The 15368-nt window shown below is 72.7% G+C and carries 13 protein-coding genes; 5 read left to right on the forward strand and 8 right to left on the reverse strand.

All coding sequences use genetic code 11. The features are described from left to right. Positions 1-221: 221 nt before the first annotated feature. From NITAL_RS15840 to NITAL_RS15855, 4 genes are all read right to left on the reverse strand, one after another. Positions 222-809, reverse strand: a complete 588-nt coding sequence (locus NITAL_RS15840) for an ATPase (protein WP_211262449.1) — start codon at positions 807-809, stop codon at positions 222-224. Further along, the gene (locus tag NITAL_RS15845) at positions 806-1192 is read right to left on the reverse strand and encodes a TA system antitoxin ParD family protein (protein WP_052667203.1); all 387 of its coding nucleotides are present in this window, start codon (positions 1190-1192) and stop codon (positions 806-808) included. The genes NITAL_RS15840 and NITAL_RS15845 overlap by 4 nt, the downstream gene beginning before the upstream one ends. Before the next feature lie 313 nt (positions 1193-1505). After that, positions 1506-3398, reverse strand: coding sequence for a M14 family zinc carboxypeptidase (locus NITAL_RS15850; RefSeq protein WP_211262450.1), 1893 nt, complete (start codon positions 3396-3398; stop codon positions 1506-1508). Between the two features lie 94 nt (positions 3399-3492). After that, complete coding sequence (locus NITAL_RS15855; protein WP_083442210.1) at positions 3493-4671, reverse strand: aminotransferase class V-fold PLP-dependent enzyme; 1179 nt, start codon at positions 4669-4671, stop codon at positions 3493-3495. A gap of 172 nt (positions 4672-4843) precedes the next feature. On the opposite strand from NITAL_RS15855, the gene NITAL_RS15860 reads away from it, so the two are divergent. The 5 genes from NITAL_RS15860 to NITAL_RS15880 all read left to right on the forward strand — a co-directional run bounded on the left by NITAL_RS15860 (position 4844) and on the right by NITAL_RS15880 (position 10655). Then, on the forward strand, positions 4844-6175 hold the full coding sequence (locus NITAL_RS15860; RefSeq protein WP_169786863.1) for a glutamate-cysteine ligase family protein: 1332 nt from the start codon (positions 4844-4846) through the stop codon (positions 6173-6175). Continuing rightward, positions 6172-7494, forward strand: a complete 1323-nt coding sequence (egtB, locus tag NITAL_RS15865) for an ergothioneine biosynthesis protein EgtB (RefSeq protein WP_052667207.1) — start codon at positions 6172-6174, stop codon at positions 7492-7494. Before NITAL_RS15860 ends, egtB begins: the two co-directional genes overlap by 4 nt. A 1-nt stretch (position 7495) precedes the next feature. Next, entirely contained in the window at positions 7496-8314 is an 819-nt protein-coding gene (locus NITAL_RS15870; RefSeq protein WP_052667208.1) for a class II glutamine amidotransferase domain-containing protein, read from the forward strand. Between the two features lie 32 nt (positions 8315-8346). Then, positions 8347-9303, forward strand: coding sequence for an L-histidine N(alpha)-methyltransferase (gene egtD, locus NITAL_RS15875; protein ID WP_052669725.1), 957 nt, complete (start codon positions 8347-8349; stop codon positions 9301-9303). Positions 9304-9437: 134 nt separating this feature from the next. Continuing rightward, a complete protein-coding gene (locus tag NITAL_RS15880; RefSeq protein WP_157041881.1) occupies positions 9438-10655 on the forward strand; it encodes an AI-2E family transporter in 1218 nt (405 codons plus the stop codon). Here the strand turns inward: NITAL_RS15880 and NITAL_RS15885 are convergent. The 4 genes from NITAL_RS15885 to NITAL_RS15900 all read right to left on the reverse strand — a co-directional run bounded on the left by NITAL_RS15885 (position 10609) and on the right by NITAL_RS15900 (position 15183). After that, positions 10609-10998: a c-type cytochrome gene (locus NITAL_RS15885; protein WP_052667210.1), complete on the reverse strand. Its 390-nt coding sequence runs from the start codon at positions 10996-10998 to the stop codon at positions 10609-10611. The two genes, NITAL_RS15880 and NITAL_RS15885, sit on opposite strands and share 47 nt — an antisense overlap. A 10-nt stretch (positions 10999-11008) precedes the next feature. Continuing rightward, positions 11009-13246 (reverse strand): molybdopterin-dependent oxidoreductase, encoded by a 2238-nt coding sequence (locus NITAL_RS15890; protein ID WP_052667211.1) that lies wholly within the window; start codon positions 13244-13246, stop codon positions 11009-11011. Positions 13247-13318: 72 nt separating this feature from the next. Continuing rightward, the gene (locus NITAL_RS15895) at positions 13319-14299 is read right to left on the reverse strand and encodes an oxygenase MpaB family protein (RefSeq protein WP_169786864.1); all 981 of its coding nucleotides are present in this window, start codon (positions 14297-14299) and stop codon (positions 13319-13321) included. Between the two features lie 113 nt (positions 14300-14412). Further along, entirely contained in the window at positions 14413-15183 is a 771-nt protein-coding gene (locus NITAL_RS15900; RefSeq protein WP_052667213.1) for a hypothetical protein, read from the reverse strand. Positions 15184-15368: the final 185 nt, after the last annotated feature.

Consider the following 15368-nt stretch of genomic DNA (forward strand, 5'->3'; position numbering starts at 1 on the left):
GCTGCGAGGCAGCGTGATCATCGAAGCTCGGCGAGACGATGGTCTCATCCACCACACCCGTGTTCGTCAGCGAGACGGAACCGCGAGCGCCGTCGATGAGGTACGGCGACGACTCGCTCAGGGACACGTACCACCGAGCAAGCTCTGAGGTCACCGCCAGGGAGCACGAACCGCCCGACGGCCACCGCGGTCAACAGGAGGATCCGGGCGTTCGGTAGCGGCTAGGTGGGTTGCTCGCCGGTGAGCTCCAACGGTGCCCACTTGGGCCAACGAGTCTCGCCCAGCACGACTCCGTACTGGTAGCGGGCCACCTCCACGAAGTCCTGGCCGCTCTGACCCGAAGAGTCGTACACACGGGTCTCGTAGGCCCTGTCGATGGCATCGACCACGTGGGTCGAGAGCCGCTCGTGTCGCTGTCGGATCTTGGCTTCGGGGACGTCGTGTCCTCCTTCGAGGACACGTTGAGCCACCCGAGCTACCGACAGGTCCACCGGCACGATCAGCACCCGTAGGTGCACCCGATAGCCAGCCTCGACCGCCCGCGTGACCAGATCGACCTTCGACGGATGAGAGAAGACGGACTCAGTGATGAACGAGCGCCGGTCGGCGAGGTAGCGCTCCCGCACCGCAGCCGCTTCTGCGGCTGCGTCGTAGGCACGGGCTACCTCGTCGCCAGGCCAACGCAACGCCGCGATCCGATCGGCGTTGATGAAGTCAAGACCGGTCGCTGCGAGCACCTGCTCGTAGAAGGTCGTCTTGCCTGCTCCGTTGGGGCCGGCCAACAGGTACAGGTCGGGAGACGAGCTCACAGCTGTTCGATGGTCCCGTCAGGCAGGTGCCGGACGACGTTGCCGTCCTCATCGAGGGTGATGACTGGCTGGCCGGCTGCGCGCTTGTCGGCCGCGATGTCGGTGGAGGCCAACGCAGCGTCCATCTCCTCGTCCCAGGCCGTGCGCACCAGCGCCTGCTCATCGGCAGGCAGACGGTCGTAATCCCTCCCGGCAAGGAGCTCCTGCGCCGTCCGACGGCGCTGACGGAGCTCGAGCAGCGCGATGGCCTCGACCTCGCTACCGACCTTGGCCCAGTGCGAGAGCTGCTCGGCCACGGTGCGACCCGTCAGAGACGCTGCGGCCTTCGCGGCGGCGTACACGTCCTTGTTGACCCGGGTCGGGGTTGCGGCTGCCGAACCCATCGCCACCTCCGCGTGTAGCAGCGTGCTACACACGTTACCCGCAGAGGTGCTGATTCGCCAGTGGCCTGTTCGGGATGACAGCGGTGTGCCTACCGGGCGTGTTCCACTGGTCGTCTGGGTCGCTCGGTGACGTGAGAAGACGACGGTGACGGCAGACGGCGGCCCAACGCCGTTCTGGCGTCACCGTCCAAGGCTGGCGTCACCAGACATCGGTGGCGCGAACCGCCGTATCTGCACGATGCCCGTCGTGGCTGAGATGACGACGGACCCCCCCCGTCCGGTTGCGCCTATCCAGCAACACCCGCTGACGAACTCAGCCGAGGGTGAGGTCGCCGAGGTCGAGGACCTGGCCGCGGCGGACGACGAACTCCCGCGACGCGCCCAGCCCACCGGCGCGAGCGGCGAGGGTGTAGGGCTCCTGCCCGCCGTCGAACTCGATGGCAGGCTGGGTCGAGGGGTTGACGTGCCAGACGAACCGGCCGTCGGGCGCCGTGGTCATCGTGGCGGTCAGCTGCTCGGGGATCGAGATCTGGCCGAGCGGGTTGGAACCGTCGCCGCGCTTCCACAGCCGCGTCTCGAACCGCTTGGCGAGCTCGAGCACCGCCTGGACGCCCTCGGGCCCACCCGAACCACCGCCGTCGTCGGGTCGACCCTTGCCGTTCTTGTTCCTGCCGTTGCCGGGAGCCGGCGCGGGGGCGTCCGCGGTACCGGCGCCGACGACACGTCCGGTCACGATCGCGTGGTGCAGGCCCGCCGGGTCGGCGAAGTCGGCGAGCCGCGCGAGCGCATCGGCGCGGTAGGCCGACAGGTCCCGGTCCTCGGGGGGCAGGCACGTGATCTCGTTCAGCAGGCGGAAGGTCTCGCGGTTCTTGTCGTACATCGCCGGCACGGTGCTGGCGTACGCGGGGTGGAAGGAGGACCCGGCGTGCTCGAAGGTGTACGAGATGGTCCCGAGCGCCCCGTACGCCCAGTCGAGCGTGGTGCCCGTGGTGATGTACAGGTCGACGGCCTTCTGCGGCCGGTAGCCGTTGTAGATCGCCATCGCCCGGCCGAGCCCCTCGAGGACGGCGTTGTCGGGCGCGTCGTCGCGGGTGTCACCCCACGGCCACAGGACCAGATCACCGGAGGTGTGGTGGGAGTTCGCGCCGAGGACCTGCCGTCCGGTCAGCAGCCACCGGACGTTCATCGCCTCGGGCTCGCTGAACGGGCTGGCCCCGCGGTAGACCGCCGACAGCACGTCGCCGGACGAACCGCCGGTGTCGTCGCCCCACTCGTAGGCGTAGTTGCGGTTGACGTCGACGCCGTACGCGTCGATGTTGACTGGCTTGCCAACGGCGGGTCCGAGGCCCACGCCGACGTGGCTGCCGAGGAAGCTGCGCTTGTTCTTGCGCCAGTACTGACCCTGCCCACCGAGGACGATGCCGCTCGCACCGCTGCCGAGGCCGGGGATGTTGTCGTCGATGGGGAACTCGCGCGAGTGGTGGAACCCGTCGGGGTTGACCACCGGGACCACCAGGTTGCGCGACCGCTGCAGGAACCGACGGTTGGCCGGGTCGTCCTGGTTCTCGAGCAGGTCGAACGCCCACATGATGACGACCTCGCCGGCCGGCCACTCCCGGGCGTGGGTCAACCCGTCGTTGTAGAAGGTGGGTCGGCCGTCGGAGGCGTGGACGTCGTCGGCGATCTCCAGCGCCAGGACCGTGCGCCCCTCCAGCGTCCGGTACGGCAGCTCGATCAGGCGGGTCTGCTCGGGGAACCGCTCGGCGAGCAGCCGCAGGTCGGCCTCGTAGTCGGCGAGGCTGCGGTAGTCGCCGGTGGTGGTCTCGCCCGGCTGGCGCGCGACCGCGGAGACCTGCGGCGCCTCGCGGTCGGCCAGGACGTCGCGCAGCACCAGGTCGGGCACGGTGATCTCGAACGGCAGCCCGGTGGCGACGAGCTTGGCGAGGTCGCCCGGCCACAGCAGGACCTCGACCCGACCGTCGTCGGTGACGTGGTGGGTCTCGTCGAGGTCGGCGATCAGGTGCTGGCGGCCGGGGGTGAGGGTCACCAGCGCGAGCTGCAGGACCTCGTCGGCGACGTCATCCAGGGTGTCCTCGGTACCGGACAGCCGGCCCGACACGGTCTCGACGACCCGCCCCACGAGCCCACCGAACGCGAGCGTCCCGGTGCTGCCACCGGCAGCCCGCAGCAACGCACGACGAGTCATCCCACCCACAGCGGCACCCTCGACACCGTGACGCGCCGGTCGCGTCATCCCGGGTGGTATTCGACGTGCGCGCCCGTTCCCCTCCTCGGCCGCGTCACCAGGACGCGAGGCGCGCCACGAAGCGGTCGAGTTCCTCCTCGGTGGTCGTGGTGTGGACGCTCGCGCGCAGGACCGCGGGCAGGCCCCGGGCCCCGAGGGCCCAGCGTGCCGCCGACGCGTCCATCGCCGACAGGTGGATCCGCTCCGAGCGCAGCTGGGCGACCAGCTCCGCCGCGTCGACACCGTCGACGGTGAAGGTGACGATCGCCGAACGTGGCGGGCCGGTGTCCCGGACCGTGATGCGAGGCAGTTCCGCGAGCCGACGGCGGAGGTCCTCGGCGACCGCGGTCACGTGGGCCTCCACCGCCGCGGGCCCGAGGGAGAGGAGGTGGTCGACCGCCGCGCCGAGGCCGAGCTCGAGCGCGACTGACCGCTCCCAGGTCTCGAAGCGGCGGGCGTCCGGGAACGGGGTCACCTCGCCGGTGGGCGCCCAGCGCGACGATCCGAGCTCGGCGAAGGGTGCGTCGAGGGTCGCCAGGAGTTCGCCCCGGACCGCCAGGAAGCCGGTGCCACGGGGGCCGCGCAGGAACTTTCGACCCGTGCCCACGAGCACGTCCGCCCCCGTCCCCGGCAGCGTCACGTCGAGCTGACCGACCGACTGGCAGACATCGAGGACGAACGGCACACCCGCTGCGCGGGCCCGTCGGCCGACCTCCGCTGCGGGTTGGACGACGCCGTCGATCGACGGCGCGTGCGTCAGGGCGATCATCGCCACACGGTCGTCGAGGGCATCGTCGAGGGCGTCGAGGTCGACGCGGCCCTGCGCGTCGTCCGGCAGGACCGCCACCTCCACGTCCCGGCGGCCCGCCAGCGCGAGGGCTTCCATGACGTTGCTGCCGTACTCGGTGCGCCACGTGAGCAGCCGCCCGGCGGGGCGCCAGCGGCGGGCCAGCGCCCCGACGGTCAGCTGCCAGGCCCGGGAGGCGTTCTCGACGATGGCCACTTCCTCGGCGGTGACCCCGAGCAGCCGGGCGAGTGACGTCCGCACCTGTCCGCGTCGGTCGGCCACCGCGTCCGCCGCGGCGTACCCGCCGAGCTCCTCCTCGCGACGCAGCTGGGCGATGATCGTCTCGGTCACCACACGCGGGGGCAGCGATGCGCCGGCGTGGTCGAGGTGGAGCACGCCCGCGCACCCGGGTGTCGCGGCCCGTTCGGCCACCACGTCGATGCCCACACCCACCTCCGGTCCGGTGCCGGAGGCTAGATGCACCGCGGCCCGTCGGATGGACGGGTGGGAATGTCGGACCCAGCTGGCAGGGTTCTTCAGCGGTGGGTGCGGCGTCGCCGGCCACCCCGCCGAGGGTGTGGCTGCCCAACTCGACGCTCCCCAGCCCGACGGAGACGCGATGCCGACCCACGACGCGGACGTCGCGGTCTCGCACGCCGACGTCGTGCACCTCGTCGCCGAGGCCGTGGACGGTGGGCCGACCACCGGCTCGGGGGTGGGGCTCGAGCTCGAGCTCCTGCCGGTCACCCGCGTCACCCCGACGCGCCGGCTGCGGCTGAACGAGCCGGTCGGCTCCGTGCCCTCGATCGCCGAGGTCGTCGCGCTCGGACGGGCGGATGCCGCGGCGCACGGCTCGTCCCTGACGGTCGAACCTGGTGGCCAGGTCGAGATCGCGACCAGCTGCTGCCAGCGCGTCCCGGACGCGCTCGACGAGCTCACCCGCACCGCGGGACGGGTGGCAGCACGCTTCGACGCGGTCGGCGGGTCGCTGCTGGCCGCCGGTCTCGACGTGTGGCACGACGTCGCGACGGCTCCGCAGCAGCTGCCCGCGCCCCGGTACCGACGGATGCACGCCCACCTCGCCGCCCGGGGGTCCGACGGACCGCTGATGATGCGCCACACGTGCGCGTTGCAGATCAACCTCGATCTCGGCACGGGCGCCGAGGCCGACGCCCGCTGGGCGGTGACCAACCTGCTCGCCCCGCTGGCCACCGCGACCTTCGCGGCCAGCCCTGCCGGCGTCGCCGGGCGACGGGTGCGTTCGCGCCGGAGCCTGGCCTGGCAGGCGCTGGACCCGACGAGGACCGGGTTCGCTCCCGGGTTCCTCGCCGACCGTGGCGACGTCGCCGACCACGTGCTCGAGCTCGCCCTGACGGCCGACGTCCTGCTCCTGTCGGCGCTTGGACCCTCGGGGGGGCGGCCGGACGTCCGCAGCCTCGACGACTGGCTCCGGCACGGGCACGCCGTCGGTCGCCCCACCGAGGCCGACGTCCGTGAGCACCTGACGACCCTGTTCCCGGAGGTACGTGCCCGGGGGTTCCTCGAGCTGCGCGCCATCGACGCGGTGCCCGCCCGGTTCCGCCGGGCGCTGGTGTTGCTGGTGGCGGGAGCGGTGCTCGACGCCCGCGCGCGCGACGCCATCCTCGGACTGCTCGAGCCGTACCGCGCGGGCCTGCCCGACCTGGCACGCCGCTGCGCGACCGAGGGGCTCAGCGACCCGCGCCTGTGCGCCCTGGCCGTCGAGGTGTGGGCCTACGCTCGTGACGGCGCCGCCCGGCTCCCCGGGGTGACCCGCGCCGACGGTATGGCCGTCGAGGGTTACGTGGACCGCTTCACCGTCCGCGGCCGCGCCCCGGCCGACGAACTGGCCGAGCTGCTCGAACGCGACCCCCTGCTCGCCCTGGACTGGGCAGCCGAACCGCTACCGACCACCGCCGAGGTGCACCGGTGACCACGCCGCTGATCGACCGGTTGACGCGTCTGTTGACCGACACCCGCGCCCGGACCGAGCGCCTGGTGGCGCCGCTGACCGACGACGAGCTGCACACCCAACCGATCGACTTCCTGTCACCGGTGGTGTGGGACGTCGCCCACGTCGGCAACTTCGAGGAGCTCTGGCTCGTCCGGCAGCTCGGTGGCGCACGCCTCACCGAGGAGGAGTTCGATCGGCTCTACGACGCCTTCGAGCAGCCACGCGGCGTGCGGGGCGGCCTGCCGCTGCTCGATCGGTACGAGGCCTCGGCCTACCTCGACGAGGTGCGGGCCGAGAGCCTGGCCTTGCTGCACCGGATCGAGCTGACCCCTGACGACCCCCTGGTGCGGGACGGCGCCGTCCACCGGATGATCGCCCAGCACGAGAGCCAGCACCAGGAGACCGTGGTGCAGTCCCTGCTGGTGCGTGACGGCCTGGAGACGCCGCTGCCCGACCATGCCCCGCCGTCGGCACCCCGCAGGGTCGACGACGAGGCGCGGGTCGTGGTCCCCGGTGGGCCCTTCGTGATGGGCACCGACCACGACCCGTACGCCTACGACAACGAACGCGGGGCCCACCGCGTCGAGGTCCCCACCTTCGCCCTGGACCGCTACCCGGTCAGCTGCCGCCGGTACGCCGCGTTCGTCGCCGACGGCGGGTACCGCCGGCCCGAGTGGTGGACCGACCGGGGCTGGGCCTGGCTCCAGCAGACCGGCCACGCTGCGCCCCAGGGGTGGGTCCCCGACCTCACCGGTGGCTGGCGGGTGCGTCGTACCGGCCGCGACGTGGCGCTCGATCCTCGCGAGCCCGTGCAGCACGTCAGCTGGTTCGAAGCGGACGCGTTCGCGCGGTGGGACGGAGGGCGCCTGCCCACCGAGGCCGAGTGGGAGAAGGCCGCCTCGTGGGACCCGGCGACGGGGACCAAGCGTCGCTTCCCGTGGGGTGACGCCCCCGTCACGCCGGCCCGAGCGAACGTCGGGCTGCGCCGCGCCGCGCCCGACCCGGTCGGCAGCCACCCGGCAGGTGCCTCGGCGTACGGTGTCGAGCAGCTCGCCGGGGACGTCTACGAGTGGACCAGCTCGGGGTTCGAGGCCTATCCCGGCTTCGCGGCCTTCCCCTACCGCGAGTACAGCGAGGTGTTCTTCGGCGGGGATTACGCCGTGCTCCGGGGCTCCTCCTGGGCGATCGCCGAGCCGATCGCCCGGACCACCTACCGCAACTGGGACCACCCCTACCGCCGGCAGGTCCTGGCCGGGATCCGCGTCGCCCGCGACGTCCCCGCGACGCGGGGGGCCTGAGGTGTGCCGTTTCGCGCTGCGCCTCGGGCCGGCCCGCCCGATCGGTGACCTGCTCACCGCGCCGCACGGCCTGGAGGTCCAGAGCTACGCGCCGCGCCAGCAGCAGCACGGCAACGTGAACGTCGACGGCACCGGCATCGCGTGGTGGCCGGGCGACGGCGATCCGACGCCGCTGCGCTACGCCACGCTCGCGCCGCCGTGGTCGGACCCGAACCTGCCGGACCTCGCCGCACGCCTGACCGCCGGCACGGTGCTGGCGGCCGTCCGCGGGGCGACCCCCGGGATCGGCCACGGCGCCGACCTGGTCGCCCCGTTCGTGGTGGGTGACCTCGCGGTCGCCCACAACGGCTGGCTCGGCGGGTTCCGGACCGGGGTGGCCGCGACGCTGCTGCGCGAGCTGCCCGACGACCTGCTCAGCGGCCTCCCGGCGGTGAGCGATTCCCGGGTGCTGGCCCTGCTGATCGCGGCCCACCGTCGCCGGGGTGCGGACCTGGCAGCGGCGGTCGAGCTCGCCCTCGTGGATGCCGTGGTCGCCTGTCGAGCCGCCTCTCAGCCGGCGACGTTGAACCTCGCCGTCACCGACGGGACCGAGGCCGTCGCCGTCCGAGGGTCGCTGGACCTGCCCGGCAACAGCCTGTGGGTGGCCACCGGCGCCCCGGGCTGGGACGGTTGTACGGTCGTGGCGTCCGAGCCGCTCGACCACGCTGACCCCGGCTCCGCGACCGGTTGGACGTCGGTACCCGACGCGACGCTCGTGCACGTTGGACGCACCGGCGCGGTGGCGACACGACCCCTGACCCTCCTCGAGGAGCACGCGTGAAGCCCGTCACCATCACCATCACCACCCTGTCGATGCTGCGGGCACCACGCGAGGAACTCGCCGACGACGCGCGGCAGGGCCTGATCTCCACACCCAAGCACCTGCCACCCAAGCACCTCTACGACGCCCGTGGCTCGGAGCTGTTCGAGGTGATCACACAGCTGCCCGAGTACCCCGTGACGCGGGCCGAGACCGCCATCCTGGAGGACGCGGCGGACGCCATCGTCGCAGCGGCGCAGCCGGACGAGCTGCTCGAGCTCGGATCGGGGTCGTCGCGCAAGACGCGGCTCCTGCTCGAAGCGATGCACCGGCAGGGGACCGGTGACCGCTACGCACCGCTCGACGTGTCGGTCGCTGCCGTCGAGCAGGCGGCCGCCGAGCTGGCGGTCGACCATCCGTGGCTCGAGGTCCGCGGCGCCATCGGGGACTTCTCCCGCGATCTCGGCAAGGTCCCCCGGGACGGCCGACGCCTGGTCGCCTTCCTCGGTTCGACCATCGGCAACCTGCTCCCACCCGCCCGAGCTGAGCTGCTGACCGCGATCGCGGACAGCATGGCACCCGAGGATCGGTTCCTGCTGGGCGTGGATCTCGTCAAGCCGCGCGACGTGCTCGAGGCCGCCTACGACGACGCGGCCGGGGTCACCGCGGCCTTCACGACCAACCTGCTCGTGATCCTCAACCGTGAGCTGGCCGGTGATCTGCCGGTGGACGCCTTCGTCCATCGCGCCCGGTGGGACGCCGAGGCGGAACATGTCGAGCTCACCCTCGAGGCCACCCGCGAGGTCCACGCCCGCCTCGAGCGGCTGGACCTCGACGTGCACTTCGCCGCTGGCGAGCACCTCCTGGTCGAGCACTCGTGCAAGTTCCGCGTGCCGGGCATCCGCGCCGAGCTCGCCGCCGCCGGCCTGGAGGTCGAGCAGGTCCACGGCGGCGACACCCACGGGTTCGCGCTCCTCCTCGCCCGTCGCACGGGTGGGGCAGACCGGTGAGTGGGCCGGGCGGGGACGTCGCGGGTCCGCCGGACGAGGACGTCGCGGGTCCGCCGGACGAGGACGTCGTAGAGCCGTCGGACGAGGGCACGGCGGCGAGGGCCCCCTCCCCGCGGTGGGATCCGTCGAGCAAGATGACGGCAGGCGTGGGTCTGGTGGTCGCGGGGCTGATCGGGCTGTACCTGGCCCGCAACGTGCTGACCGTGGTCGCGCTGGCGGGGCTGCTCGCCTTCCTCATGGCACCGCTGATCCGCGTGCTGCAGCGGCGTGCCCGGTTACCGAAGGTGCTCGCCCTGCTGGCCAGCTACCTGGTGGTCGGCCTCGCGTTCCTGCTGATCGGTGGGTTGATCGTCGGCGGCATCGTCGCCTCCTTCTCCGAGATCGATCCGGCAGAGGCTGCCGACACCCTCCGCGACGACGCCGTCGGATGGCTCGAGCGCGTCCGGAGCATCCAGCTCGCGGGCTACGAGCTCGACTTCAGCGAGTCGGTCGACCCGATGATCGAGCGCCTCGAGACGGCGGAACCGTTCGACGCCGCCGACACCGATGGCGTCGATGACGTCGATGGCGTCGATGACGTCGATGACGTCGATGACGGTGAGGCCGACGCGACGATCCGCATCGGGGGCCGGGAGGTCAACGTGCTGCTCGGCGGCCTGGTGACCTCGGTCCAGGCCCTCGGTGGGGTGCTGATCACGATGCTGGTCACCTTCCTGATCGCGCTCTACCTCAGCGCGGACAGCCACCGGTTCCACGCCGCGTTCCTGGCGAACGTCCCGCAGGCGTACGCCGACGACAGCAAGCGCGTGAGCCGGCGGATCGGCGGGATCTGGCGCGGCTACCTGTACGGGCAGCTGGTCAACAGCCTCGTGACCGGTCTGCTGGTCTGGGGGGTGCTGTGGGCCGTCGGGCTCCCGGGCGCGTTCGTCCTCGGCCTCATCATGGCCCTGCTCAACATGATCCCGACCTTCGGTCCCATCATCGCCGCGGTTCCGGGCGTGATCGCCGCGATCGCGTTCGGGTCGACGCGCCTCGACTGGTCGAGGCCCGCCTTCACGGTGCTGGTGATCGTGATCTACATCGTCGTGGTGCAGCTCCAGGCGAACCTCATGGCGCCGTTCATCACCGGGGTCGCCGTCCAGATGTCACCGGCGACCATCCTCATCGGCCTGCTCGTCGGCTTCCAGGTCGGCGGCCTGGTCGGCACGTTGCTGGTGGTGCCGGTCCTGGCGACGCTGAAGGAGGTCGGCCGGTACGTGATCGCCAAGCTGCTCGACCGCGACCCGTTCGACGAGGATGCCAGGCTTACTCGATCCCGGCCTCGCGTTGGCGCTCGCGCACCCAGGCGGTGATGTCGGCGACGTCCGCCGCATCGAGACCGCTGATCGGCGGCATCGGGCCGAAGTCCCAGTGGTGGGGCTGCACGCCGCGTTGGACCGCGATCAGGAACGCGGCGTCGCTGTGGTGGGACGGCTCGTAGATCTCGTGCACCAGCGGTGGACCCGCGGCCGTGCCGTCGGCCGCATCGCCGTGGCAGACGGCGCAGTTGGCGGCGAACAGCTCGGCCCCACGGTCGACGTCGACGTCGGCAGCCGCCCGGCCGCCCGCTCCGTCGTCCCCGGTCCCGCCCTCGCAGGCGGCCAGAGCGGCGACGGCGAGCACGGCCAGGGCGGTCCGTCGTACCAGACGCCTCACGCGGGTCCTCTCACGCGGGTGCGAGCTCGACCGGGATGCCGTTGAGCACCGCGGTGCCGCTGACGCGGTCGACCTGGAAGCGGTCGGTGAGCACGTTGGTGTTGGTACCAGGTCGGGAGCGTGCCAGCTGGAGCTCCACGCCCTCGAGGTCGTGACCGAACCCGTGCGGGAGGCTGACCACCCCGGGTCGCAGGTCGTCGGTCACCTCGACGTCCACCTCCACGGTCCCGGCGGCCGAGGTGACGCGGGCCCGGGCACCGTCGATCAGGCCATCGCGGGCCGCGTCGTCGGGGTGGACCTGCAGGACGCACAGCGACCGGCCACGGCTGAGGCTCGGCACGTTGTGCGACCAGCTGTTGTTGGTACGCAGGTGGCGGCGGCCGATGAGGACCACCGGTGCCGGGTCGGCGTCGAGCACGGCCGCCAGGGCCGGCAGCTGCGCCAGGAAGGGCTCGGGGCTGAGGTGGACCCGGCCGTCCTCGGTGGTCAGCACGTCCGGGATCCGGGACTCCAGCGGACCGTGATCGATCCCGTGCGGTGCGGCCTCCAGGGTCGCCAACGTCAGGCCATCACCACCGGTGAAGCCGTCGCCGTAGGGGCCGGCCCGCAGGACGAGGTCGAGCATGCGCTCGGGCCCGTGACGATCGCCGACGGCAGCCAGCAACGCCGCAGGATCCCGCTCGATGCCGATGCGGGCGTGCGGGTCGGCGACGAGCGCTTCGGCGGTCTGCTGGGCGACGAAGGCATCCGCAGCGGCGACGTCGACCTCACCGGCGTCGTCCCTCGGGACACCCGCACCGAGCGCGATCGATGCCAGCGCGAGCAGGATCTCCCACTCGTCGAGCTGGTCGTCGGGCAGCGGCAGGGCGGCGGGGGAGTAGTTGATGACGTTGCGGATCGACAGGCCGGCGAACACCAGGTCGCAGTGGCTGCGCTGCAGCGCTCCGGGCGGAGGCAGGACGACGTCGGCGTGCCGGGCGGTGGCCCCGACGTAGGGGTCGACCGCCACCACGAGCTCGAGTCCGGCGATCGCGGCGTCGAGGCGGGCGGCGTCGGGTGTCGACAGCGCGGGGTTGCCGCCGACCACCACCAGCGCCCGGACCTGCCCGTCCCCGGGGGTCTCGATCTCGTCGACCAGGGTCGCGACCGGCAGCTCACCGATGGCTTCGGGCAGGTCGCGGACGCGTGAGCTCCAGCGGCCCATGCGGAACGGACGCCTGGAGCCGGGGCGGTGGTGGGAGGGCTTCGGGAACATCGCACCCCCGGGGCGGTCGAGGTTCCCGGTCAGCACGTTGACGACGTCGACCAGCCAGCTGGCCACGGTGCCGTGCTCGACGGTCGTGGTGCCGAGGCGGCCGTAGACCACCGCGCGGTCGGCGGTCGCCAGGTCGCGCGCCAGCCCGCGGATCGCCTCGGCCTCCACGCCGCAGGTCGCCGCGACGCGTTCGGCGCTGAACCCGCGGAGCGCGTCGCACGCGGCGTCGATCCCCTCGATGTGGGCCGCCAGGCCGTCGGGGACATCGACGAGGTCCTCCTCGACGAGGGTCGCCACGATCGCGGCCAGCAGGAGTGCGTCGGTCCCGGGGCGGATCGCGAGGTGCTGGTCGGCCTTCTTCGCCGTCCGTGAGCGACGCGGGTCGACCACGACCAGCCGGCCACCGCGGGCGCGCAGGGCGTCCAGGCGCCCGGGCAGGTCCGGTGCGGTCCACAGCGACCCGTTGGAGGTGCGCGGGTCGCCGCCGAGCACGACGAGCAGGTCGGTCCGGTCGATGTCCGGCACCGGGATGGCGAGCGGATCGCCGAAGGTCAGCCCGGCGCTGACGTGCTTTGGCAGCTGGTCGACCGAGGACGCCGAGTAGACGTTGCGGGTGCGCAGCGACTTGATCAGGGCGCGCAGGTACAGCTGACCCGAGAGGGTGTGGGCGTTGGGGTTGCCGACGTAGATCGCGACGCTGTCCGGCCCGTGCTCGTCGACGATCGGGCGCAGCCGATCGGCCACCTCCGAGAACGCCTCGTCCCAGGTGGCGGGCTCGAGCGTCCCGTCGCGACGGACCCGTGGGGCGGTCAGCCGGTCGGGGTCGTGCTCGAGCTCACCGATCGTCGCGCCCTTGGGACACAGGTAGCCCCGGCTGAAGACGTCATCGGTGTCGCCGCGGACGCCGACCACGCGGTCGTCCTCGATCTCGATCGCGAGGCCGCAGGTGGCCTCGCACAGCGGACAGGTCCGGATCGCGGTGCGCCGGGTCACGTGGTGCTCTCCCTCATCGACTCCCGACCGGCATGTTAGTGCGCGTTCACCTGAGCGCGATGACCTGGGAGGTCAGGCCGCGGCGCGGGCCCCGGCCAGCTGCACCGACGGCGAGGTCCCGGTCGCGATCCGCATGACGGCCAGCGCCGCGCCGGCCCCCTCGACCGCCAGGCCCGGGGCCGGTCGTCGGAGGGTGATGTCGAGCGCGCGCCGTTCCCGTGGCTGCAGCGACCCCACCGCCCCGCCGAAGAGGGTCAGGTAGCCGGCGCGGACCGGGGCGGGCAGCGGCGGCCACCGCAGGAAGCGCAGGGCCTCGCGACCCTGGTGGTTGACCCCGAGCTCGGGCGCGTAGGCGTCCAGGATCGCGTCCAGCTCGGCGACCGAGCGCGGGAGGGTGCCATCCTCGACCATGGGGAGGGACAACGAGCCCTCGCGGATGGCCACGGAGGTGGCGGCCGTGTCGACACGCAGGTCGGCCAGGTCGACGCGCGGGTCGAGCAGCGCCGCGATGCGTGACTGCTCCAGGATGAAGCGGTCCTCCTCCGCGGCGGTGAGCTGCGTGGGTGCCCAGACGCGGTGCGCGGTCAGGAAGGAGGAGGTGAGGGCGATGCCGACCCAGGCGAGCAGGTGCGGGTCGTCGGCGCGGTAGGGGCGCCCGTCGGGGGCGACCCCGCGCACGTGCGGGTGCACGCGCCGGACGACCTCGGCGAACTCGATCGCTTCGCGGGTCGAACCGAAGACCGAGCCCGTGACGTACCCCGACGTCCGCTGCAGTCTTCCGAGCGGGTCCTCGCGGAACGCGGAGTGGTCGTGGACCCCGGCCATCGCCAGCGGGTGGGCCACCTGCAGCAGCAGGCCCCGGATGCCGCCCGCGATGGCAGCGGGCTCGGCGATCACGCGCCAAGAGGATGACCCCGGGCCGGTCACCCCCGGGTCACCGGGGTCCGCAGCGGGGTCGAACGGCGCCGGTCCGAAGGTGCGCGCCAGCTGGCGGCGGACCACAGCCCCCACGCCGGGGAGGCCAGCGGAGCGCCGGGACAGGGACAGGGACAAGAGGGCACCTCGCGCGAGGGTGGGACGGCGCCCCCGCGGTTCGGACCTGGCAGGGGAGGGGTCCCGGTCGCTGCCGCCCAGTGTGCGGTACCGCGCAAGATCGTGACCCGACCTCAGGGTCCGCCGAGGAGCCTCGACCACCGCGAGGGCGTGGGGGGTGGGAACAGGTCGTCGGCCATCGGCTCGTCGACGGCCTCGATCGCGATGTCGTGACCGGTGCCCGCACGGGAGCCGCCGAGCTGCTCGTTGGCGACGCAGACCCCGGTGCCGACGTCGAGTCTGATGCGTTGCGCGTCCGGGTAGGTGAAGCTGCGGTCCTCGGCTCGCGGCTCGAACCCGGCATCCTCGATCAGCTCGGACAGCAGGAGCGAGCAGCACGTGCAGCGAGGCTCGTAGACGGCCGTCGGGCGGAGGATCGCCTCCCACGTCTCGCGCCCGTGGTGCTCGACCGCGCGAAGATCGTCGATGGTGGCGCCGGGACCTCCATCGTGGCCGTCGGCGAGCTCGACCGGGTCGAGCGTGGCGACGTCGTAGTAGTTGCCGATCATGGCGGTGTCGGTGTCGGTCTCCCACCGGTCCGGGCGTCGGCGGACGAGCCCGTCGGCGTCGAACTCGACCGACGCGCTGGAGCTCCCGGGCAGCTCGACCGGCCCGGCGTCGCCACCCCGGCTCAGCGGCGTGACGGTCCGCGGCTCCTCGCGGAGGATGCGCACGAGCGTGCCATCGAGACGCTCGATCCGAGCCAGCTTCGGGCGGCGGACCAGGACCCGCAGCGGCGAGCCGTCGGGGTGCCAGTCGGGCCGCTGCTCGGTGTACCGCAGGGTCGACCAGCGCCACGGCGATGACCGGGCGAGTCCACGGAAACGTTCGACGGTGGGTTCCATCCCGCCAGCGTACGAGCCGCACCTCACCATCCCGTGCTGCCACGGGCAACGGGTGCGGCCTCGACGGGGTGGCTGCGGCAGATCGACGCGGGTCGTCCGGGTGCCGCTCGACCATCTGCTCCACGATCTGGCCCTCAACCTCACGGACCGGTCGACGGGGCCCGCCCTCGGCTCGACGCACCGGA

The organism is Nitriliruptor alkaliphilus DSM 45188, assembly GCF_000969705.1.
GTDB lineage: Bacteria > Actinomycetota > Nitriliruptoria > Nitriliruptorales > Nitriliruptoraceae > Nitriliruptor > Nitriliruptor alkaliphilus.

Excerpts from the sequence above, each read along its gene's own strand:
- NITAL_RS15850 (WP_211262450.1), bottom strand. The coding sequence starts at position 3,398 with ATGACTCGTCGTGCGTTGCTGCGGGCTGCCGGTGGCAGCACCGGGACG.
- NITAL_RS15900 (WP_052667213.1), bottom strand. The coding sequence starts at position 15,183 with ATGGAACCCACCGTCGAACGTTTCCGTGGACTCGCCCGGTCATCGCCG.
- NITAL_RS15880 (WP_157041881.1), top strand. The coding sequence starts at position 9,438 with ATGACGGCAGGCGTGGGTCTGGTGGTCGCGGGGCTGATCGGGCTGTAC.
- NITAL_RS15845 (WP_052667203.1), bottom strand. The coding sequence starts at position 1,192 with ATGGGTTCGGCAGCCGCAACCCCGACCCGGGTCAACAAGGACGTGTAC.
- egtD (WP_052669725.1), top strand. The coding sequence starts at position 8,347 with ATGCTGCGGGCACCACGCGAGGAACTCGCCGACGACGCGCGGCAGGGC.
- NITAL_RS15860 (WP_169786863.1), top strand. The coding sequence starts at position 4,844 with ATGCCGACCCACGACGCGGACGTCGCGGTCTCGCACGCCGACGTCGTG.